The 20207-nt window shown below is 34.2% G+C and carries 26 protein-coding genes, 1 tRNA gene and 2 pseudogenes; 12 read left to right on the top strand and 17 right to left on the bottom strand.

What is annotated here, in order from left to right; all coding sequences use genetic code 11:
• Positions 1-59 precede the first annotated feature (59 nt).
• Both BBB02_RS04060 and BBB02_RS04055 read right to left on the bottom strand, forming a co-directional pair.
• Positions 60-761 carry an ABC transporter ATP-binding protein gene (locus BBB02_RS04060; RefSeq protein WP_010405332.1) on the bottom strand — a complete coding sequence of 234 codons (702 nt, stop codon included), beginning with the start codon at positions 759-761 and terminating at the stop codon, positions 60-62.
• Positions 754-1536: an MlaE family ABC transporter permease gene (locus BBB02_RS04055; protein WP_127464059.1), complete on the bottom strand. Its 783-nt coding sequence runs from the start codon at positions 1534-1536 to the stop codon at positions 754-756. Before BBB02_RS04055 ends, BBB02_RS04060 begins: the two co-directional genes overlap by 8 nt.
• Positions 1537-1770: 234 nt before the next feature.
• Here BBB02_RS04055 and rpmF point away from each other — a divergent pair, with 234 nt between their 5' ends.
• The 4 genes from rpmF to BBB02_RS04035 all read left to right on the top strand — a co-directional run bounded on the left by rpmF (position 1771) and on the right by BBB02_RS04035 (position 4164).
• Positions 1771-1953 (top strand): 50S ribosomal protein L32, encoded by a 183-nt coding sequence (gene rpmF / locus BBB02_RS04050; RefSeq protein WP_029237672.1) that lies wholly within the window; start codon positions 1771-1773, stop codon positions 1951-1953.
• Positions 1954-1961: 8 nt separating this feature from the next.
• Positions 1962-2999: a phosphate acyltransferase PlsX gene (plsX, locus tag BBB02_RS04045; protein WP_127464058.1), complete on the top strand. Its 1038-nt coding sequence runs from the start codon at positions 1962-1964 to the stop codon at positions 2997-2999.
• Positions 2992-3948, top strand: coding sequence for a beta-ketoacyl-ACP synthase III (locus BBB02_RS04040; protein WP_127464057.1), 957 nt, complete (start codon positions 2992-2994; stop codon positions 3946-3948). The genes plsX and BBB02_RS04040 overlap by 8 nt, the downstream gene beginning before the upstream one ends.
• A 142-nt stretch (positions 3949-4090) precedes the next feature.
• Positions 4091-4164, top strand: a tRNA-Arg gene (locus BBB02_RS04035).
• A gap of 8 nt (positions 4165-4172) precedes the next feature.
• Here the strand turns inward: BBB02_RS04035 and BBB02_RS04030 are convergent.
• Entirely contained in the window at positions 4173-5123 is a 951-nt protein-coding gene (locus tag BBB02_RS04030) for a complex I NDUFA9 subunit family protein (protein WP_179948524.1), read from the bottom strand.
• Between the two features lie 48 nt (positions 5124-5171).
• Complete coding sequence (locus BBB02_RS04025) at positions 5172-6548, bottom strand: UDP-N-acetylmuramoyl-tripeptide--D-alanyl-D-alanine ligase (protein WP_127464055.1); 1377 nt, start codon at positions 6546-6548, stop codon at positions 5172-5174.
• 184 nt (positions 6549-6732) lie between these two features.
• Between BBB02_RS04025 and BBB02_RS06455 the strand changes: the two genes are divergently transcribed.
• The 6 genes and pseudogenes from BBB02_RS06455 to BBB02_RS03995 all read left to right on the top strand — a co-directional run.
• Positions 6733-7656: a hypothetical protein gene (locus tag BBB02_RS06455; protein WP_245970067.1), complete on the top strand. Its 924-nt coding sequence runs from the start codon at positions 6733-6735 to the stop codon at positions 7654-7656.
• A gap of 3 nt (positions 7657-7659) precedes the next feature.
• Positions 7660-8028, top strand: coding sequence for an HIT domain-containing protein (locus tag BBB02_RS04015; protein ID WP_127464054.1), 369 nt, complete (start codon positions 7660-7662; stop codon positions 8026-8028).
• Positions 8029-8045: 17 nt separating this feature from the next.
• Positions 8046-8399: an NADH-quinone oxidoreductase subunit A gene (gene ndhC / locus BBB02_RS04010; protein ID WP_127464053.1), complete on the top strand. Its 354-nt coding sequence runs from the start codon at positions 8046-8048 to the stop codon at positions 8397-8399.
• Positions 8390-8893 carry a NuoB/complex I 20 kDa subunit family protein gene (locus tag BBB02_RS04005; RefSeq protein WP_127464052.1) on the top strand — a complete coding sequence of 168 codons (504 nt, stop codon included), beginning with the start codon at positions 8390-8392 and terminating at the stop codon, positions 8891-8893. Before ndhC ends, BBB02_RS04005 begins: the two co-directional genes overlap by 10 nt.
• A 1-nt stretch (position 8894) precedes the next feature.
• On the top strand, positions 8895-9473 hold the full coding sequence (locus tag BBB02_RS04000; protein ID WP_127464051.1) for an NADH-quinone oxidoreductase subunit C: 579 nt from the start codon (positions 8895-8897) through the stop codon (positions 9471-9473).
• 3 nt (positions 9474-9476) lie between these two features.
• Positions 9477-9941 (top strand): annotated as a pseudogene (locus BBB02_RS03995) (lactate/malate family dehydrogenase); the annotation flags it as partial.
• Between the two features lie 494 nt (positions 9942-10435).
• Here BBB02_RS03995 and BBB02_RS03990 read toward each other — a convergent pair.
• The 3 genes from BBB02_RS03990 to BBB02_RS06450 all read right to left on the bottom strand — a co-directional run bounded on the left by BBB02_RS03990 (position 10436) and on the right by BBB02_RS06450 (position 12031).
• Positions 10436-11221 carry a TatD family hydrolase gene (locus BBB02_RS03990; protein WP_127464050.1) on the bottom strand — a complete coding sequence of 262 codons (786 nt, stop codon included), beginning with the start codon at positions 11219-11221 and terminating at the stop codon, positions 10436-10438.
• Entirely contained in the window at positions 11211-11699 is a 489-nt protein-coding gene (locus BBB02_RS03985; RefSeq protein ID WP_007302261.1) for an RNA pyrophosphohydrolase, read from the bottom strand. The genes BBB02_RS03990 and BBB02_RS03985 overlap by 11 nt, the downstream gene beginning before the upstream one ends.
• 170 nt (positions 11700-11869) lie before the next feature.
• Positions 11870-12031 (bottom strand): hypothetical protein, encoded by a 162-nt coding sequence (locus tag BBB02_RS06450; RefSeq protein WP_241653856.1) that lies wholly within the window; start codon positions 12029-12031, stop codon positions 11870-11872.
• A 128-nt stretch (positions 12032-12159) separates the two neighbouring features.
• On the opposite strand from BBB02_RS06450, the gene rsfS reads away from it, so the two are divergent.
• A complete protein-coding gene (rsfS, locus tag BBB02_RS03975; RefSeq protein WP_063630991.1) occupies positions 12160-12477 on the top strand; it encodes a ribosome silencing factor in 318 nt (105 codons plus the stop codon).
• Positions 12478-12707: 230 nt separating this feature from the next.
• Positions 12708-13820 (top strand): annotated as a pseudogene (tyrS, locus tag BBB02_RS03970) (tyrosine--tRNA ligase); the annotation flags it as partial.
• An 898-nt stretch (positions 13821-14718) separates the two neighbouring features.
• On the opposite strand, the gene BBB02_RS03965 reads toward tyrS, so the two are convergent.
• The 10 genes from BBB02_RS03965 to BBB02_RS03920 all read right to left on the bottom strand — a co-directional run.
• Complete coding sequence (locus BBB02_RS03965) at positions 14719-15429, bottom strand: ankyrin repeat domain-containing protein (RefSeq protein WP_127464049.1); 711 nt, start codon at positions 15427-15429, stop codon at positions 14719-14721.
• Positions 15430-15600: 171 nt separating this feature from the next.
• Positions 15601-16755, bottom strand: a complete 1155-nt coding sequence (locus BBB02_RS03960; protein ID WP_127464048.1) for a phage tail protein — start codon at positions 16753-16755, stop codon at positions 15601-15603.
• Positions 16755-17546 carry a baseplate assembly protein gene (locus BBB02_RS03955; protein ID WP_127464047.1) on the bottom strand — a complete coding sequence of 264 codons (792 nt, stop codon included), beginning with the start codon at positions 17544-17546 and terminating at the stop codon, positions 16755-16757. Before BBB02_RS03955 ends, BBB02_RS03960 begins: the two co-directional genes overlap by 1 nt.
• Positions 17547-17548: 2 nt before the next feature.
• Complete coding sequence (locus BBB02_RS03950) at positions 17549-17884, bottom strand: GPW/gp25 family protein (RefSeq protein WP_127464046.1); 336 nt, start codon at positions 17882-17884, stop codon at positions 17549-17551.
• Positions 17885-17886: 2 nt separating this feature from the next.
• Positions 17887-18141, bottom strand: coding sequence for a PAAR domain-containing protein (locus tag BBB02_RS03945; protein WP_127464045.1), 255 nt, complete (start codon positions 18139-18141; stop codon positions 17887-17889).
• Between the two features lie 8 nt (positions 18142-18149).
• The gene (locus BBB02_RS03940) at positions 18150-18614 is read right to left on the bottom strand and encodes a phage baseplate assembly protein V (protein WP_127464044.1); all 465 of its coding nucleotides are present in this window, start codon (positions 18612-18614) and stop codon (positions 18150-18152) included.
• Positions 18601-19077: a hypothetical protein gene (locus BBB02_RS03935; RefSeq protein WP_127464043.1), complete on the bottom strand. Its 477-nt coding sequence runs from the start codon at positions 19075-19077 to the stop codon at positions 18601-18603. Before BBB02_RS03935 ends, BBB02_RS03940 begins: the two co-directional genes overlap by 14 nt.
• Entirely contained in the window at positions 19074-19586 is a 513-nt protein-coding gene (locus tag BBB02_RS03930) for a phage tail protein (RefSeq protein ID WP_010405454.1), read from the bottom strand. Before BBB02_RS03930 ends, BBB02_RS03935 begins: the two co-directional genes overlap by 4 nt.
• Positions 19579-19890: a head-tail joining protein gene (locus tag BBB02_RS03925; protein ID WP_127463624.1), complete on the bottom strand. Its 312-nt coding sequence runs from the start codon at positions 19888-19890 to the stop codon at positions 19579-19581. Before BBB02_RS03925 ends, BBB02_RS03930 begins: the two co-directional genes overlap by 8 nt.
• Positions 19890-20207: major capsid protein (locus tag BBB02_RS03920; protein ID WP_179948503.1), on the bottom strand; the 318-nt coding region annotated here is incomplete at its 5' end. The genes BBB02_RS03925 and BBB02_RS03920, both read right to left, overlap by 1 nt.

Genomic DNA, 20207 nt, shown 5'->3' with positions numbered 1-20207 from the left:
TATCAGTAGCTCAAGTTAGGCTAGATATGGCATTCACAATATCGTTTGTAAACCTATAGCTATATATAATGAATGAATTTTTTTATATATTCGTTATTAGTATTTTGTATTTCTTGGACAGTTCCGTGGTAGATAATGTTCCCTTCGTATAATACTGCTATTTTATCAGCTATTTTAAATGCACTATGAATATCATGTGTAATCGTGATAATTGTAGGGTTAAAGTCTTTAGATAATTTTATTATTATCTCGTTTACCATATCTGACATAATTGGGTCCAATCCTGAAGTTGGCTCATCCAATACAATAATTTCTGGATTGTGCGCAATCGCCCTTGCAAGTGCTACTCTTTTTTTCATTCCGCCTGATAGCTCGATTGGAAACATATCTGCTATGCTTTCCTCCAGTCCAACATCATTTAACTTCTCGATTGCTAGCTGTTTTGCCTCCTTTTCGCTGATATTAAAGCGTTTTTTATAATTAAAAGATATATTTTCCCACACTGTAACGTAGTCAAATAAAGCAGAATTTTGAAATAAGACTCCAAATTTATTTTTGCTTTCACTATTTATTTTAATAGACCCTGAGTCTGGTTTTAGCAATCCAATGATTATTTTTGTTAATACAGATTTACCACTTCCTGAGCCGCCAAGTATGACTAATGATTCCCCCTTCGATATATTAAAACTTATGTTGTTTAATATCGTTCTATCATCAAAAGACAAGCTTAGGTTCAATATTGATATTATGGGGCTATACATGTATCAAAGTAATCAAGTAGTTTGCTAAAATGATCAATATGGACGAAAAAACAACAGTTGATGTTGTCGCAACACCTACTCCTCGTGCACCTTCTCTACAATGGTAACCGTAATAACAACTTGAAACAGAAATTATAGCCCCAAAAGCAGTCGCTTTCATCAGCCCAACAACAAAATCGTTTATATTAAAGAATTGAGCTGTATATTTTATGTATATATTTAAATTGTGGTTAAATTCAAAGACTGCGGTGACATACCCTCCAAATATTCCTATTAGATCTGCACATACTGTAAGTATTGGAAATACTATAACTGAAGCTAGAATTCTTGGTGCAATTAAATATTTGAAAGGATTGATGTCCAAAGTTGTAAGTGCATCTATTTGTTCAGTGATGCGCATCGTGCCAATTTCTGCTGCAATTGAGGACCCAACCTTTCCTACCATTATTAAGCTAATCAAAACTGGCCCTAACTCTTTAATGATAGTGATCGTAACAAGCTTAGGTACTACTTGTTCTTGATTAATCAATAGACCACTTAAGCTACTTTGTAAAACTATCACCGCTCCTATAAAAACTCCAGTGAGCCCAACAATTGGCAAAGAGAAAAAGCCTATCTCTATAATTTGTCTTGCCACATTGCTAAAATAATACGGTGGCACAAAGCAGTGGTATAGAGATTGAATAAAAAACACAAATGCGTTACCAAGCCTCAACAGAAAGTTGATAAAGCACCTACCGATTATTCTAACACTGTTTACATCAAAGGAACTCACTTTGCATTTATCTTAGCTAAAATTAGTTTTACTGATTTTATTAAAATTTTTATTAACTCTATCGCCAGAGTATAGTCAAGATATATCTTAAGTTCAATATACTTTGATCAAAATGCTTGAGTTTAAGTTTATAAGACTGAATTGTATAAGAAAACCTTACTTATTTCGCTATTTACTTCTTGTAAAAAACATGCTACTAATAAATTGTGTTATATAATTGAATTGGAGTAAGTTTTGGCAGTTCCGAAGAGAAAAAAGTCAAAGTCAAGGCGTAATATGCATCGTTCTCATCATACTATTAAGCCTAAGAATATTGTGGTATGTGCAACAACTGGAGAATTCATGTTGCCTCACAACATAGCAGTTGACAATAGTTATAAAGGAAAACGTGTTTTCATTAAACAAAAGGCGGAGTAACTCATGATATGTTACCCACGGTCAACAACAACATAGTTATCGCACTCGATGCTATGGGAGGGGATTTTGCACCTCTTTCCATAATTCAGGGTACTAGTTTTTTCTTGGATAATCTTGTTGATCCAGGTGTTGAAGTTTTTTTTCATATTTATGGAGATCAGAAAGAAATATCTCCTTTGCTTTCAAAATACAAAAAAGTAATCGATAACTCCGAATTTACCCATTGCTCTGATAATGTTCTTCCAAATGATAAACCCTCTTTTGCACTGAAACATCGCAAAGATTCAAGTATGAAGGCAGCTGTTGAAGCAGTGAAAAAAGGTAAAGCTTTTGGAATGGTGTCTTCAGGCAACACTGGAGCATTGATGGCTATCTCCAGATTTATTTTAGGAACATTACCCAATATCTATCGTCCTGCTATTGCATCTGTCTGTCCAACTAAGACAAAAAGCTTTGCATTGCTTGATCTTGGTGCAAATGTTGACTGTAATACTGACTCATTATTTCAATTTGCATTAATGGGAAGTATATTTGCAAAAATAGCATTAAAAGTTGAAAATCCTGAAGTCGCTTTGCTAAACATTGGTACAGAAGAAGTGAAAGGTACTGACTCAGTAAGAGGAGCTTTTGAGTTACTCAAAAATGCTCCAAGTATTAACTTCAAAGGATATATAGAGGCAAGTGAATTTTTAGATGGTAATATAGACGTAATTGTTGCTGATGGTTTTGTTGGTAATGTAATGCTCAAGACAGCTGAGGCAACTGCTGGTACTTTTATCAGTCTAATAAAACAGGAAGTATTTAATTCATGGATGACAAAAATGCTTGTCGGCATATTGTTGAAACCCAAGCTAAATAAAGCATTAGAGCGTTTTAATCCTAAAATTAGAAGTGGAGCTATGTTTTTAGGGCTAAATGGTATCATTATAAAGAGCCACGGAAATTCTGATGCTATTTCTTTTGCTCACGCTATAAAATTTGCAGTAAATGCAATCAGTGAAAATTTAAACCAGAAGATAATTAACGGGGTAAGTCATATTGAATAAAAGTTTCATATTGAGCACTGGTTCTTACCTACCAAAAAAAATTTTGAGTAATAACGAAATTGCATCGATAGTTGAAACAAACGATGAATGGATAAGGCAAAGAACAGGAATAGTTCAAAGACATATAGCAGATGAAGGAGAACTAACGTCAGATTTAGCTGTTAATGCAGCGAGAAATGCTATAGAAAAAGGGAAAATTTCAATAGATGAAATTGGTTTGATCATAGTTGCAACAACAACACCTGACAAAACTTTTCCTAGCTGTGCAACGATTATACAAAGTAAATTAAAGTGTAAAAACGCATTTGCTTTTGATGTACAGGCAGCATGCTCTGGTTTTATATATGCAGTTACAGTTGCTGATTCACTTATAAAGTCTAACGATAGAATTAAATACGCGCTTGTTATTGGTGCTGAAATAATGTCTAGGATTGTTGATTGGGAAGATAGGTCAACTTGTGTACTCTTTGGTGATGGTGCTGGTGCAGTGATAATGAAATCAGAAATGAGTAGCAGTAGCATTATATCAACAAACTTACACTCTGATGGCAATGTGGACTTATTATGTACAAACGGAGGAATATCCTCTACTCGTGATTCTGGAAAGATACTTATGAATGGAAGAGAAGTGTTTAAACATGCAGTAGAGAAATTAACAGCCTCAGTAGAGGAAACTCTAAAATGCAATAGTTTGAAGATTACTGATATTGACTGGTTAATTCCCCATCAAGCAAACATTCGCATTATTGAAGCAGTAGTAAAGAAATTAAATTTTCCTATAGAAAAAGTAATTAATACAGTTGATAAGCATGCAAACACCTCAGCAGCGTCAATTCCACTAGCCTTAGACTATGCAGTACAAGAATCAAAAATAAAGTCAGGAAATCTGATATTGCTGATTTCAATAGGTGCAGGTTTAGCCTGGGGTTCTGTGTTACTGCGCTATTAGACTTCCTATTACCCACGCTTCTTTTTTCTCAATTTTATCGTTACATGCTGTACTGACAAAGTTTTGAGATATTATCACAAACATTATATTCACAAGAAATACTTGACTTCACGTGTACTAAGAAGCATTTTATATATGATGTGTGCCCGTAGCTCAGTTGGATAGAGCAACAGCCTTCTAAGCTGTGGGTCGTAGGTTCGAATCCTACCGGGCACATTCTTCTATCAATGCTTTCTATAAATTTTCAAGTATTCTGGTACCACATTTTCAATTGCTAGTGGTCTAATTTTCATTGTTTCGAGATCATCTGACTTTTCGATTGAACTACTCATCATAACTTTCACCTGATCTCGAGTAAGTATAGGGCTTGCATCTCCAGTTATAGGTTTTAACAGCACAGAAACAACTTTACTTTCTAAGAAAAAGGCTATCAATCTTGCCATTGGAAAAGGTACATTGATCAGTAGACACTTTCTGTTAGTCACATTCAGAATAAACTTTAATAAGCTTTTAAAAGAGTAAACTTTTGATCCACCTATATTATAAATTTTTTTATCTTGCTTATTAAAGCTGATAATACGGTATACCACTTCAGCTAAGTTTGTTACACATATCGGCTGAAACTTCGTTATTCCACTACCGATCAACGGCAAAAAAGGAAGAATTGTTGCTAATCTTGCAAATTTATTGAAGAAATTATCTTCTTTACCAAATACAAGACTGGGCTTAATTATCATTGCTCCTTGAAACGCCGAAGCTACAGCTTTCTCACCTTTCAATTTACTTTGGGCATATTTTGATAACTTATCATTTTCTATTCCCATGGCAGAAAAATGTATCATCATGGATACATTTTTTATTTGCGCAGCTTTTGCTATTCTTTCAGCTATTCCAACATGAACTGTATAGAAATCGTATTTTCTTTTCTCATATAATATTCCTACTAAATTTATAACAACATCACACCCCTCCATACTTTCTAAAATTGATTTTTCATTAAAAAAATCTCCTTCAATTATTGATATTTGCCCTAAGTTGCCACATAACTTTAGACAAGCAGCTTTTTCCTGATCACGAGTAAATATTCTTATTAAATACCCCGCCGCTACCAAGCGTCTTACGATGTGTTTTCCTATAAATCCTGTTCCACCAAAAATAACTATACGTTTTATCACAGTTAAAACTTCCAATAACTTAACTTTAAATTAATACAATAGTTTTACTTAATATTCTATTGTGAACTCCTGCATTATAAGGTCCATTCTCATTCCATGAGAACCTTTAACTAAAATTACATCATTACCTTGAACAATATTAGCTAAATTACTTTTCAATTTGTTAGAATCATCGAAATGCATGCCTTTTATATTCTCCGGTAAAAGTTTATTCAATTCTAACATAAATTTACCAACCGTATGAACTTTATTCACATTTTGTTCTACTATAGAGTCAAGCAATTCTGTATGAAATACTATGCTTTCATTACCAAGTTCTAACATATCGCCAAGTAGTGCCACTTTTCTTAAATTAGAATATGTACCTAAAGTTCTTATTGCAGCCTTCATTGAAGTAGGGTTAGCATTATAGGAGTCGTTAATCAAATGTACTAATTTTCCATTGTATTTAGCTTGATGAACATTACCTCTACCTTCTGTTACAGTAAAATTCTCCAGTGCTAGTGGTAATTTAGATAAATCAAGTTCGAGACTTTGCAAAACTGCTGTAACAACTAATGCAGAGTATGCAAAATGTTCGCCTTGTACAGGTAAATTACAGTTCATAATTTGACCATTGTTCAGTTTGATTTTTAAATTTAGACCGTTATCGTCTCTTATTAGGTCTAACAAACAAACAGTAGCACTTTCATTCTTACCAAAGCTTACTACATTTCTGTTAGCATTTGATAAGAGATAATCATAATGTCCATTATCCTTATTCAAAACCAAAGTACCATTATTTTTCATACCATGTAGAATTTCTAATTTCGCTTGCGCAATATCAAGGAGAGATGAAAAATTTTCAACATGCGCAGGTTCAATGTTGGTAATAACTGCAATATCCGGATTGCTAATCTCCGATAACTCTTTTATTTCACCAGCTCTACTCATTCCTACTTCAAGGATTAAGTACTGGCATTCTTCTGGCGCTTTTAGAATCGTAAAAGGCAATCCTATATTATTATTCAAGTTACCTTCATTTACATGAGATACTCCATAATGCAACAAAACAGTGTTAAGCATATCTTTTGTAGTGGTTTTCCCAACACTACCTGTAATTGTGATAACTTTAGCATTAACAAGAATATTTCTAATGTAATATGATGCCATATTATGCAAAGCTTTTAGAGTATCTTGCACAATAATTAGAGGAAAATTTCTATATTTATCTTCGCTTACTACCGCAGCAACAGCTCCTTTTAAAAATGCTTCATGTAGAAAATCATGCCCATTAAATTTCTTCCCCTTGAGAGCAATAAATAAATCACCTTTTTTTATGTTTCTTGTATCCGTTGAAATATTTGAGCTATATACCGAATTACAAACACCCTCCCCTCTTCCGCCAGTAGCATCGATAATATTATTTGCGTTCCATTTTAACATAATTTATCTTTAAAGGTAATTTGAACAAGAAAAGCAGCAAAAATACTACATGCTTTGGTAATGTGCAAATAATGATTGCAACCTCTATAATTTCATCTTATAATAGATATACAAGCTTAAATGTTTTCGTCTATAATTAGGTGTGTTTTACTATTTGGTTGTAGAAAGTGACTTGGAGGTATGTATGGCAAAAGATAAGTCAAATAAAAAGTCTATTTTGGCTAAGATAAAAGGCGTGTCTTTTCTTGTGCCTAAAGCACTTATTTATCCTATAAAGAAACCGTTTGCTTCAATTGATGAAATGAAACATGATGCTAAAGTTTCATTAAAAGAGGCTGTTGGTATAGATGTACCTAAAGAAGAAAAGAAATATGACACACCCATAGAAATCACAGAAGCTAGTAAGTACCTTGGCATACAAATAACAAAACAAGAAAAAGGAAAGGTAAGTTTTTTAGCGTCAAGAACTTTAACGGGGGATATACCTTACTTGAGTTCAGAGCAATTAGATGAAATAAAGAGAGAACTGCCAAATATAACTATTTTTAAAGAAAAGAACAAAGTTGTAATTGAAATTGATGTTGAGGAGATTATTCAAGAAATAAAAGATAAAAATCCAGGTATGGATGAAAAAGCAATAAAAAGCCGCGCTCTTAAAGAAATCTATAATAAAGTTGATTGTGATCTCAAAAATTTGACAAAAATTACTGGTGGAGAGTTTAAAATTCACACAGACCGAAAATTGCTGTATGGTATTGCAGAAAAGTTATATCGAGAATATGGTAACAGGTCGTCAGAAACTGCAATACCACTTAAAAAATCATCAGAGACTGTGGTGCCTAAAAAGTCGTTAAATACTGCAGAACCTAATAATGAGATTATTGTTCAAAATAATATGACTAATCCCCGGGAAATGTATCATCTACAGCCAGAAGTTATTGCTGGAAAGGCGAGTAAAGTGCAATCTTTCTCAAGAGAACAGCAGGTAAAGGAACAAGCAAGGGAGCTTGGAAGTATTTTAAATTTTGAAGATGTTTTCTCTGGTGAATCAATAAAGCCGTTATCTACACCATCTACAAAAGGAGATGAAGGAAAAGGTCGCTCTTAAGATATGAGCAATGAAGTTTATGATAGCGATAACATCTTTGCTCGAATACTAAGAGGCGAATTATCTTTTGAGGAGGTATATGAAAATGAAAATGTGCTAGCTTTTCATGATAAGTATCCTGATGCACCAGTTCATATTCTAGTTATACCAAAAGCTCAATACGTTTCATACGATGATTTTGTTCTGAAAGCTTCCGAAGAGGAAATAGTAAGTTTTTTTAAAACTGTTAGAGAAATAGCACATAAATATAACTTAGAAAAAACAGGATATAGATTAGTTACTAATCACGGTAAAGATGGAGAGCAAGTTATACCGCACTTTCACATACATATTTTAGGTGGTAAAAGATTAGGAAAGCATGTAAATTCATAGTGTTATATGTTTTTTAAATGAGTGAATATTTAACCATATTAATTTTTATCTATGTATCAATTGTAGTATCCTTTACTTTAGGTGTATTACCTATGTTTCTTGCAGTCAGTAACCCAGATGGTGAAAAGCTTTCTACATATGAGTGTGGCTTTAATCCTTTATCAAGAGCCAGAAAAAGTTTCGACATAAAATTTTACTTAGTTGCAATATTGTTCATAATATTCGATTTAGAAATTGTTTTTCTTTTCCCTTGGGCCGTTTCTTTATCTAAAATAAGCTATTGCGGATTTTGTTCTATGATGATATTCCTTGCAATACTTACTATAGGCTTTATTTATGAGTGGTGTAAAGGTGCGTTGGAATGGGAATAAATTTATCTAATGGTGACTGGAATCGTTACAAAAAAGAAGGTTTTCTTATCACTAAATTTGGCGATTTAATAGATTATATAATGAACTGGGCAAGGTCTGGTTCATTGTGGCCAATGACATTTGGTCTTGCATGTTGCGCAGTAGAGATGATGCAGACTGCATCCAGTCGTTATGATCTTGATAGATATGGCATAATCTTTCGTGCAAGCCCAAGGCAAGCAGATGTTATGATTGTTGCTGGCACGTTAACTAATAAAATGGCAGCAGCATTGCGTAAAGTTTATGATCAAATGGCAGATCCCAAATACGTCGTCTCTATGGGAAGTTGTGCAAATGGCGGTGGCTATTATCATTATTCTTACTCAGTAGTCCGTGGTTGCGATAGAATTGTGCCAGTTGATGTGTATGTTCCTGGATGCCCTCCAACTGCTGAGGCGTTGCTATATGGAATGCTATGTCTACAAAATAAAATAAAAAGAACTAAAAATATATAGCATGGATAAAACTGCAAAATACATACAAAAAAAGACTAAATGTGAATGTATTCAGAAAAATGATGGTACTATTGTAATATATTCAGCTTTGAATGACATTGAAAATCACTTACTCTTTCTACGTGATGATGAAAAGTGTAGGCTTGAATTATTAGTTGACGTTTTTGGAGTTGATTACCCAGATAGAGAAAAACGTTTCGAGCTAATATACAATTTGCTCAGCGTTGTACACAATATCAGAGTGCACATAAAGCTTCAGTTATGTGAAGGTGATATACCTCTAAGTGTAGCAAAGATATTTAACGCAGCTTCGTGGTTTGAGCGTGAAGTATTTGATATGTATGGTATAGAGTTCTCTGATCATCCTGATTTGCGTAGGATTTTAACGGATTATGGATTCAAAGGTCATCCAATGTTAAAAGATTTTTCTCTCACTGGCTACGAGGAAGTAAGATACGATATAGAGGCAAAAAAGGAGGTTGTATATAACCCTATAGATTTACCGCAAGATTTTCGTATGTTTGATAGCTTATCCCCTTGGGAAGGTAGTAAAGCCACAAAAGTAAATAGAAAGGAGTAGAAAATGACAGCACAAAGAAAAAAAATATCTTTGATTGGTGCAGGAAATATCGGTGGAACACTTGCCCATATGATTGCACTAAGAGAGTTAGGTGATGTTGTTTTACTTGATGTTAGCGATGGGATACCACAAGGTAAAGCGCTTGATATGGCAGAATCATCTCCTATTGATGTATTTAATGTCAACATTACTGGCACAAATAGATATGAAGATATAAAAGATTCCGATGCAATTATAATAACTGCTGGTATTGCTAGAAAACCGGGAATGAGCAGAGATGACCTTCTGCAAACTAATGCTGCAGTAATGAAAGAGGTTGGGGAAAATATTAAAAAACATTCTCCAAACGCATTTGTAATAGTGGTTACTAACCCCTTAGATGCTATGGTTTCAGTGGTGCACAAATCTTCAAATCTGCCAACTAATATGATCGTTGGTATGGCAGGAGTGCTTGATTCTGCTCGTTTTTGTGGTGCTTATTATTTAGGAATGAATCAACCTTTAAGGTTTGTATTGTTTGGCGTAATTTTAATTAATGCATCCATGTTTATGCGATTACATCCAAAAATGTTATCTCTAAATAGATCTACATTAGTAGTAGGCTTGCTCTACTTATTTATTTCCTTATGGATTATGTCAATATTTGGTAATTATGGTGATATTGGTTCTTGGTATGATGTTAAACAAATAGAGCTATTTCACTGGTCGTTAATTTTTGCTTTAGTTGCTGGTGGTGCAGTTTACCATGGTCTCAGTTTTGATGACTCAGTCACGCGTAATTTTGGTATCACATTTCTTATGATCAATTTATACACTAGATTTTTTGAATATTTCTGGAATGGCATTCATAAATCCATGTTTTTTGGAATCTTAGGCATAAGCTTATGGATTATAGCTATAAAAGCTGAAAAGATTTTCAATATTAACTCAATTTATAATAAAGTTAGTTTAATGAAAGCAACTTAAAGACTATCATTCAATTTTGTAAATAGTTTAAGGAAGTTGTTCGTAGTTACCTCTGCAACTTTATCTGGTAGTTTATTCCACAGTTCCGCTAAACAATCCACAACATATTTTACCATTGCCGGTTCATTTTTTCTTCCTCTGTAAGGCTCAGGAGATAGATAAGGTGCATCAGTTTCAACTAAAACACGCTCATGTGGTACATTTTGTGCAATTTCTTTAAGTAAGCTCGCATTTTTAAAAGTAATAATTCCAGAAAATGAAATGTATAATCCCAAGTCCATAGCCTTATAAGCAAGCTCTTTAGAAGAAGCAAAGCAATGCATTACTCCACTAAAAGCGTCCTTCTTCATTTCTGAATTTAACATATCAATCATCTCACTATCAGCATTTCTAGTGTGAATAACTAAAGGTAATCCTGTTACTCTTGCTGTTTCTATTATATGTGATGCAAAACTTTTTTTTTGATAGCTTTTGTTATCAGATTTATAAAAATCTAATCCGGTTTCACCGATACTAATTACCTTTTTGCCCTTAGTAAATTCAATCAATTCATCAGCATTTATACATTCACCTTTTTCCACATTAGTATCAAGCGGATGTATACCAACGGAGCAGTAGACTTGATCATAGGATGAAGAGATTTTTAATAATTTAGGGATATCATTAATGCTTATACATATGTTATGCAAAATTCTCACACCATTTTGCTCTGCTCTTGAAATTACCTTTGGTATTTCATCATCAGAAAAATAAATTAGATGACAATGAGAATCAACTATCATAAATAGATCCTTTTATGATAGAAGAAAACTCTTCTATCACTTTTTTATAAACTTCTTTTTTGAACGGTATGGCACTGGCTACCAAATCATCCACATTTTGCCAACGCCACTCTTTGAACTCTGGATGATCAGTATAGTTAATATTAATATCCTTATCCTTCCCACAAAATTTCATTAAGAACCACCTTTGCTTTTGGCCAGAATACCTCCCATTCCAACATATCGGTATAACTTCCTCGGGTAAGTTGTAATATATCCACTCTTTATTTTGAGCCACAACTTCTGCTTCATCAGTACCAACTTCCTCCAATAGCTCACGTAGCGCTGCCTGCTCTAGCTCTTCACCTTCATCAACTCCACCTTGTGGCATCTGCCAATAAGAGTCACTATCAAAACGTTTTCCAATAAAAATATTTCCCTGTTTGTTAAATAACATTATGCCAACACAAGGGCGATACTCTTTCTCCTCACTAATCACAAATACTCTCTGTTGCTAAATTATCTATCATAGAAGTTCCAACTACTTTTTTACTATTCATTTTTTCAACAATTTTTTTTTGCAACTTCCTTTCATTTGTAAATATATAATGCTTTATGGTATTTTTCCAATATTGCTAACATATTCTCTCTAATCACAAAAATTTTTTCTCATATTTCACTTGTAACCTCAGTTTTTCTGAAATCAATCATATCAAATATGATATTATTAAACAGGTTATTGTCTACTATCACTCCATCAATAATATTACACAGCTCTTTTGCAATCGTAAGTTTGCCATTACCCGAAAATCCGATTAAGTAAATGATCATACCATCAGAAAACTATCATATATTACAAATATATGTATTATAAACGTTACACTAGAAGCATATCAAAAATATTTCATATTCAGAAATTTTGAGTGTATCATTACAGATAAATTATATAATTTAGAATAATGAATCGTGATACAGAATCAATAAAAAATACAATTGTAGATGTAATAGATCAAAACAAAGGTCAAGATATAGTTACTTTTGATGTACAGAATAAAACTGTCATTGCAAAATATATGATCATTGCATCTGGTGATTCGAGCCGCCATGTAAAAGCATTAGCTGAGCACGTGATGAAAAATCTCAAGCAATATGATAAAATAGATGTAGAAGGTATGGATGAAGGTAACTGGGTGATTGTGAATTTTCAAGGTATAATGGTTCACCTATTCAGGCCAGAAGTAAGAGAATATTATAAGATAGAAGAGTTATGGAATTGATTATCCAGGTAGCTGGTATACACTTGCTCAAATGTTGTAATTTTGAAGGCAACCCTTATGAAGTTGGTGGTGTCATTCCAGTGTTCGACACTGGAATCTAGAAAACTTAATCATAAACTAGCACACTATACAACATTTTTGATGAAATTTCATAATAAACTGGATTTCAGCGTCAAGCACTGGAATGACGCCATCATTAACAACACCATTTACACACAAAATAACATATTATGAAACATAAATCTGAGTTTTTAAACTTCATTCAAGAAAGAGGATACCTATATCAATGTACAAACATTGACGGGTTAGACCAGCTATTATCACAAGATAATTATATAATTGCATACATTGGGTTTGATTGTACGGCACCAAGTTTGCATATTGGCAGTCTCATTCAAATCATGATGCTCCGTCACCTACAAAAATTCGGTTATAAGCCAATAGTTCTACTTGGAGGTGGCACAACAAAAATTGGTGACCCATCTGGTAAAGACAAAGCAAGAAGCGTCTTGCCGATAGAAGATATCAATCAAAATATACTTGGTATAAAGAAAACCCTCGAGAAGATGATATCTTTCAATGATGGAAAAACCGGTGCAATCATAGTAAACAACGCAGATTGGTTAGATAACATAAAATATATAGACTTTTTGCGTGATATAGGGGCACATTTTTCTGTAAATCGCATGTTAGGCTTTGATAGTGTGAAAATTAGGCTAGACAGGGAGCAAAATCTAAGCTTTCTCGAGTTTAACTACATGTTGTTACAAGCCTATGATTTTGTCGAGTTGAATAAAAAGTATGGCTGTCGTCTCCAGATTGGAGGGTCAGACCAATGGGGAAATATAGTAAACGGAATTGAACTTGGCAAAAAGTTGAATTTATCTGAGCTGTTTGGTCTTACCACACCTCTTTTATTAAACGCACAAGGAAAAAAGATGGGCAAAACTGAAAGTGGGGCATTATGGCTTGATGGCAGTATGTTAAAGCCTTATGACTACTGGCAATATTTTCGCAATGTTGATGATCAAGATGTTGGTCGTTTTTTGAGACTTTTCACTGATTTATCAATTGATGAAATTAAAAAACTAGAGTCCTTGAAGGATCAAGAAACAAACGAAGCAAAAAAGGTCTTGGCAACAGAAGTAACGAAAATATGTCACGGTTGCAAAGAAGCCGAACTTGCACGATCTGCTGCAATCTCTGCTTTTGAAAATGAAGACAGTTCATTGCTTTCTAGTTACACTATTACAAAAGAACAAATCGCAAATGGTATACCCTTGATAGACCTGCTGTATGACACCAGTTTTGAACCTTCAAAAGGTGCAGCAAAGCGTTTAATCGTGTTAGACACATTTTTGCGAAAGCCCTGTCAACACTACTGGCAAAAGTTCACAGAACTTGGCGCGAAAGTAAGTCTTGTAAACCTATCTCTTTGTGGACAAGGCCTTCCATTTATAAGAATTGAACGAAAAAATTAAGAAAGAACAAACATAAATGTGGTTTAATAATTTTAACTTCCGCCGCCGCTCCGCGCTGACCGCACTGTATTTGGCGCAATACGGGAAGTATTCCTACAGTCTTGTAGGCGCTATGTGTTTCACGCCGCGCCGACCGCTGCTGACCGCACTGTGCCTGACGCAATGCGTGAAGTATCCATGCAATCTTATAGGCGCTAATATGTGTTACATGCCGACCGCCGCGCCAAGGGCTTCTTCTTTTCATCTCAAGTCTTCGTCATCATTCCTCTCTGCTCTGAGCTCCAGGCCAAATTGCGTATTTAGTCCCTCTCTTAACTCGACTAATTAAAGATGCTGTCTCTTGTATCACCGAAAAACAACAAAATTATAGAAATTACTATATTCTCAGGAAAGAGAGATTTTGTCCCCTTTACTCATTGATAATTTTTTTTCTGAATCCCATTTTTTTATTACCTACATTTAAAAAATTGCAAAATTTGCCGCCATGGGCCGCGGCCCATGTGGCCACCCCCTTAATCCGGCCCTGCCGCGAATAGAACTAGTGTCCATGAGGGCAGCCCATCCATGAATTCAAATTATTCAGAATGATTTGTTATTACAATTGTTACGACCTGTCGTTTGTGAAGCACGCTATTTTTTACATATATTTACTCATTTCTGCGGAAGAACGCTCATTTAAGAACATCCTTGGCCATCTTGGTTTGAATTAAAATCTGAAGATTCTGAAACTGTGTGTTGGAAGGTTGATTGCCCTTTTGGCCTAAGCCCTCCTTTTCACCACCTCATCTATCATTTCATTTACTTGGCTCATTATTTTGTTTGCTAAATTTTGACATTCTTTCTTTATTAGCGATTTGTCTCTCTTCCTTATTTCTCCTATCTCTATTATTTTTAGCTCCGGCATGTAGCTTCCATTCAACATGTCTGCTATTTCTCCCACTAGCCCCTCTATTCCATAGCACGTCAGTTCTCTACTTTTTGTTATTCCACCCTTTTCTCTCAGAAATTTACTCGCCTTTTCACTCTCTTTGCTATCACATAGACAATACTTTTCACTTTCCCAGATGTAATACATTGGTGTTGCACCATATTTATTCAGTTGATTAACTTCAGCTCCCGCTTTTACTAGCTCTTTTATTATTTCAACTCCTGCTCCTCCTATTTTGCATGCAGAGTGCAGTGGCGTACATCCAGTGACATATTGAGTGGCATTTACTTCTGCTCCTTCCCCTAGCAGCACTTTTACATTTTCTAAGCTTTTCGCAAATACTGCACAGTGTAGTGGTGTATAACCATTTTTATCTCTTGCATTTACCTCTGCCCCTTTTTTTATTAATAATCTTACTGTTTTGTAATCAGAGATTTCTACTGCTTGGTGTAATATTGTCTCTTCTTCTTTATTTCTTTTATTAATGTTTTTAAACCCGTTACTTGATACTTCTTTAAAAAACTTACTCTTGCTAAAACTCATTTCATACCTCACAAAATTAGCTTTTCTAGCGTTAGATAAATTTCTTATATTTACCTGCTGCTATTCAAGTCATGTCCTTTTTAGCATGAGAAAGCAAGTCCTTTTCTTTTTATTTCATACATTTTAACCTATTATTAATACAATATATTATGAGGATCTAAATATAAGTACTTAACTTATTACACATATCACTTGACTATTTTTCCAACTTCTGTGCAAATGTCGATGTTCGTGCCACTTCAGTACTCCTGAATAAAATACTAAAACGTGATTTTCTAATTCGTGTATTGAGTCTTTTTGCTCTGAATCATTTTTATAGTAAACATTGTGTTCTGCTATAACGTATCCTACTATTTTCTGGTCAATGAAATTCTTTGTTTGATAAAAATGAGTAACGCTAAACCTTTCTAAAATTGGCTTGTGTTTTAAATTCCAATATTGCCCTGAAAGTTTATCGCTTCCCAATACAAATTTATTTCCTCTTTCTTCTACGCTACTAACTGGAAAGCACGTATTTATGTCTCCTAAATCCCAACTGTCTGATAATACTATCTGCGCTTTTGCAAATTTAATCGATGGTAATAAACTCTGTGGTAATGGATATAGTGCTTTTAAGTTGTACCACAAATGATTTCTTTCATAAATACCGTTATAATTCTTTGTGTGAGGCTCTGTTTCTCCAAGTATTGCTACATCTAATCGATATATGTCATTACTAAATGTTTGTTCATAATGCTCTCTTAAATAGTTGTCTACAATCTCTACTAACGGACCTCTAGAACTGAAAAAATTTATTCTTCCAAACGATAACACTGGTCCATCTTTTTCAACTTTTCTACCTGAATAGTCTGATAATAAGCTGCCGAATATACTTTCATCTAATATAAACCTATCAACGTTATAGTAGTCATTAAAAATCCTCATTAGCCTTGATCTTGCTGGTAATGATAGTTTTGCAAGTTCTACTACTGCATCTACAAAAAAGTCATTTGGAACATCTTTTATTCCTATTTGTAATTCAAAGAAGTGTTTACCAGGTGGTTCTTCGATAATTGTAATATCTTCTATATTTGCCCACTTTAGTGCTATTTTAAGTGATGCAGGTGTTCCTCTCAGTCTTTGAAATTTTACTCCTTCTACTACGGCTTTTCTTTTATCCTTTATCCAACGTAAAATTTCCCCCAATTCATATTCCTCAATCAACCACGGCAATGTTTCTTCTTTAAGACTAAACTTAAATCCTCTGATACAGCCTGGATCTACTTTATAATCTATCGCATCTACTAGCGCTTTTTCCTGTTTTGTTGCATTTGGTGGCAGTAACATTAATTCAACTCAATCTTTAAATTTCCCAAATTTGCACACTCGTTACCTAGCACCATAACATCCTCTCTTGGCTCGATTAATTCCACATTTTCTACACCCTCTACAAATAGATTTGCTATTATCCACGATCTTGTCACACTCCACCCTAATCTTTTTGCTAGTTCAAACTTCTTAATAAACTGCTTCTTGATTTCTTCCTCTGATATTACAGGACTCATGCTCATTCTGCTGTGAATATCTATTTCCGTAATATTGCAACCAATTACTGTTACTGTATCTGTTAAAACCCTTATATCATCTCTAGTAACCTGCTTTTTTACAATTTCAAGTAGCTCTTCTGAAGCTATGTCAGTTGTGGATAATTGTGTTGATAAAATCGAGATCTGTACTTTCCCTGGTATAGGTGATTCTACTAATGCATCTTTTACTCTTCTATCTGCCGAAAGTGCATGATAACGATAATACTCTTTGCTTCCTCCCTTGCTTGAGCCTACTATCTTTGCTTTAATTCTTCTTCTAAATCGTTCATCCTCTTCTTCTTTCTGCCTCTCTACTCCATAAAACTCAGCTAAATTATCAAGCTCTTCTCCCCTTGCAAATTTTAGTAAATTGCTCTTTACTGATTCATTTATTCTTTGTCTTAGTAACAATTCCCTCCATGCTGCTACTTCTAATACCTTTATCGCTGGGTCACTTTCTACTAATGCTGTAAAACTTTTTACTAACTCTTCCTTCATTCTCGAAAATATTTCCTCATATCTTAGTTTTTCAATAATATTAGATGTTTGCATTTCTAAACAACTACTCCACTAATATTTATGAACTTGCCTTCTGAAAGATAGACACCTTCTAAATTCAATGTTACTCTCCCTTCTTTTACTCCTTCAACTTTTACTTTTTCTAACTTAAATCTCTTTTCCCATTTTTCCAAAGCTTCTCCTGTTGCTGCATATATCTCAAGTGTTAAATCTCTATTTATTGGCTTATCCCCCAATTCAAATAATCTTGACCCATAATCTCTCCTCATTACTCTGCTATTAATAGGGGTAGTTAAAATATCTACGACAGATTGCTTTAAGTGCTCTATTCCTTCTAATGCTTTTCCTGTTTTAGCATCCATACCCTTCATTTCTATTTTGCAAAAACGCTTTCACTGCCTTTTATTACTTTAAAACCACATGAAACTATATCTCCTACTCTTCCCGCTCCAAACCCATTTGCAAACACTGTTTTTGATCCTTCAGTTAATGCTCTTCCTTCACTAAAATTGTCTCCTTGTCTGCACATTGGCTTACCATTTACAAAAACATTGTTACTGCCGCTAATGCAAAAATGTGGTGCTGCTTCTGCACAATAATCTCCTACTCGCACAACTGATTTATTCATTCTTCCAATTAATTAAGTTCTATTCTATCTGCCTTCAATTTTATTCCACTTTTTGTCATTTCTATACTTGATTTCCCAGCCTTCAGTGTTACTTTGTCCATTACTTCAATCTCCAAATGATGCTTCTCTTTATCATATAACAGTCTTGTTCCATCCTGAAACTTCACACTATTTATTTCTTTTTTATTCTCTGGTGCAGAGTATTTTTCCTGATATATTCCTGCTAACACCACTCCTAATGATAGTTCACCAAGAGGAGAAAATACCACAACTTGTTCATCGATATCTGGCGGAGACCAATCTCTATCTTTTCCTGCTTTACTTGTTATCCACGGCAAATAATCTGTTAAAAATTCTCCTATTTTCACTCTTATTTTTGCTTTTTCATAATCTATTTCTTTTACAATTCCTATACGAATAACGTTTGCTAGCTTCCTATTCAGCTCTGAAATTGCAAAACTATGATCCAACATGTACGTTACCTATCTCTATAATATGCGGTTTAATTCCAGTTTCTGACCACACTGACTCACCAATATGTATCTCATGAACCCAATCAACTACCCAAACAAGATATGCATCTAATTCTGGCATAAATCCTTCAATTTCCGCAGAGAGAAATTCAGCAGGAAAAATATTTTCCACGTTCCAAGTATTTTTATTTACTACTCTTGCTACTTCTGCTGCTAATGACCTTACAACTAACGAGGAATCCTCGACTGTTCCATCAACTACAATTCTCGCTTCAAATCTTGCTTTTAGGGCTAATTCCTCTGTTCCAGGATCATTTCCTTTTTCAAGACTGCTAAGTTCTACAAACACCGCTGGCGCTAATAATTCTTTTCTTATTGATGGATAAATTTCGCACGTCTGTATTGCTGATATTTCTTCTTTTAACTTAGTGCAAATTGCTTGATGTAAATCTTTAAAATTCATACATTTTCTGTAATATCACGCTCAAAGAACTTTTCAAACACTTTCTCAACCTCATAATTAACAAGATCTCTTATTACTTTTGATGCTTCTGGTTCCAATGGCAATTTAACTTCCTTTATTGGCAATGCTGCCCTTCCTTCACGTTTAAACATACCGCTATTTCCTTTTGGCATAACTGCTGCAAATCCTCCTATAAACTCATGCTTTCCTACTTTCGATCCTCTTCTTGTTTTTTGTATTTTACCAATTGTCGATGCTCTAATGTCATAGAGATTTGCTCTAATTAACACTTCTAATCTGCTAGTTTTCACCTTAAAAATTCTTAATCTCTTTCTTATCAAACTTAATTTTATTCTCTTTTCCTCACTGATTTCCTTAGCTGCTTTTGATTTTAGCCATATTGCTGTTTTGTTCAGCGCTTTTATAGCTGCCAGTCTTATTTTCTGCTCTTTTCTTTCAATATTCGAGATTATTTCATTAATATTGTTATTAGTTTTTATATCAAACACTTTCTATTGCCTCAATTTTCAATATCTTACCCGAAGAATCTTTCAATGGTAGTTCAAAAATCTTGTAGAATCTTTTTTCAATCTTGATATAATTACCTATGCTAAAGGAAGTAACGTCCTCACTGCATATCTCTATTGAGGCAATTTGCTGAGTTAATGCTCCATCTTCACCTAGAGAGTACGTAGTCTCAGGACGTTTAATTAGCACTTTTATTTTTCGAATCGCCTCCTTATTTTTATTACAGTATATGGCTTCCACTCCTAAATGCTCAAAACAATCTTTCAATAGTTTTCCTATATTCATCAGCTAGAACTAATTTTTACTAGCACTCCAGGCCTGTGGCACATTGGCAAAGGATTTGACTGTGTATGTAAATCGGTCCCTCTATCAAACCTCCTTGGCTCTTGTTTTGCATAGAGTGGCTGTCCAAGAGTATTTACTGTCTCATTAAAGTCTGCTGGTGCAAAATGCGTTGTAAATGTGCTTGCTGTTCCTAGTGGAAAACAGTGCCCCGTATCTTTCTCAATAAATCTTCTCACGGTTCCTTCAGGATCTGTTGCTTGCCCTCTATATTCCTCAAATGTTATTCCACAGAACGTAAATCCTGATCTCATATCATT

The sequence above is a fragment of the Wolbachia endosymbiont of Bemisia tabaci genome (assembly GCF_003999585.1).
In the GTDB taxonomy this organism is placed as follows: Bacteria; Pseudomonadota; Alphaproteobacteria; order Rickettsiales; family Anaplasmataceae; genus Wolbachia.
The sequence above is the reverse complement of the archived record's forward strand: the minus strand, read 5'-3'. Positions and strand labels throughout refer to the sequence as shown.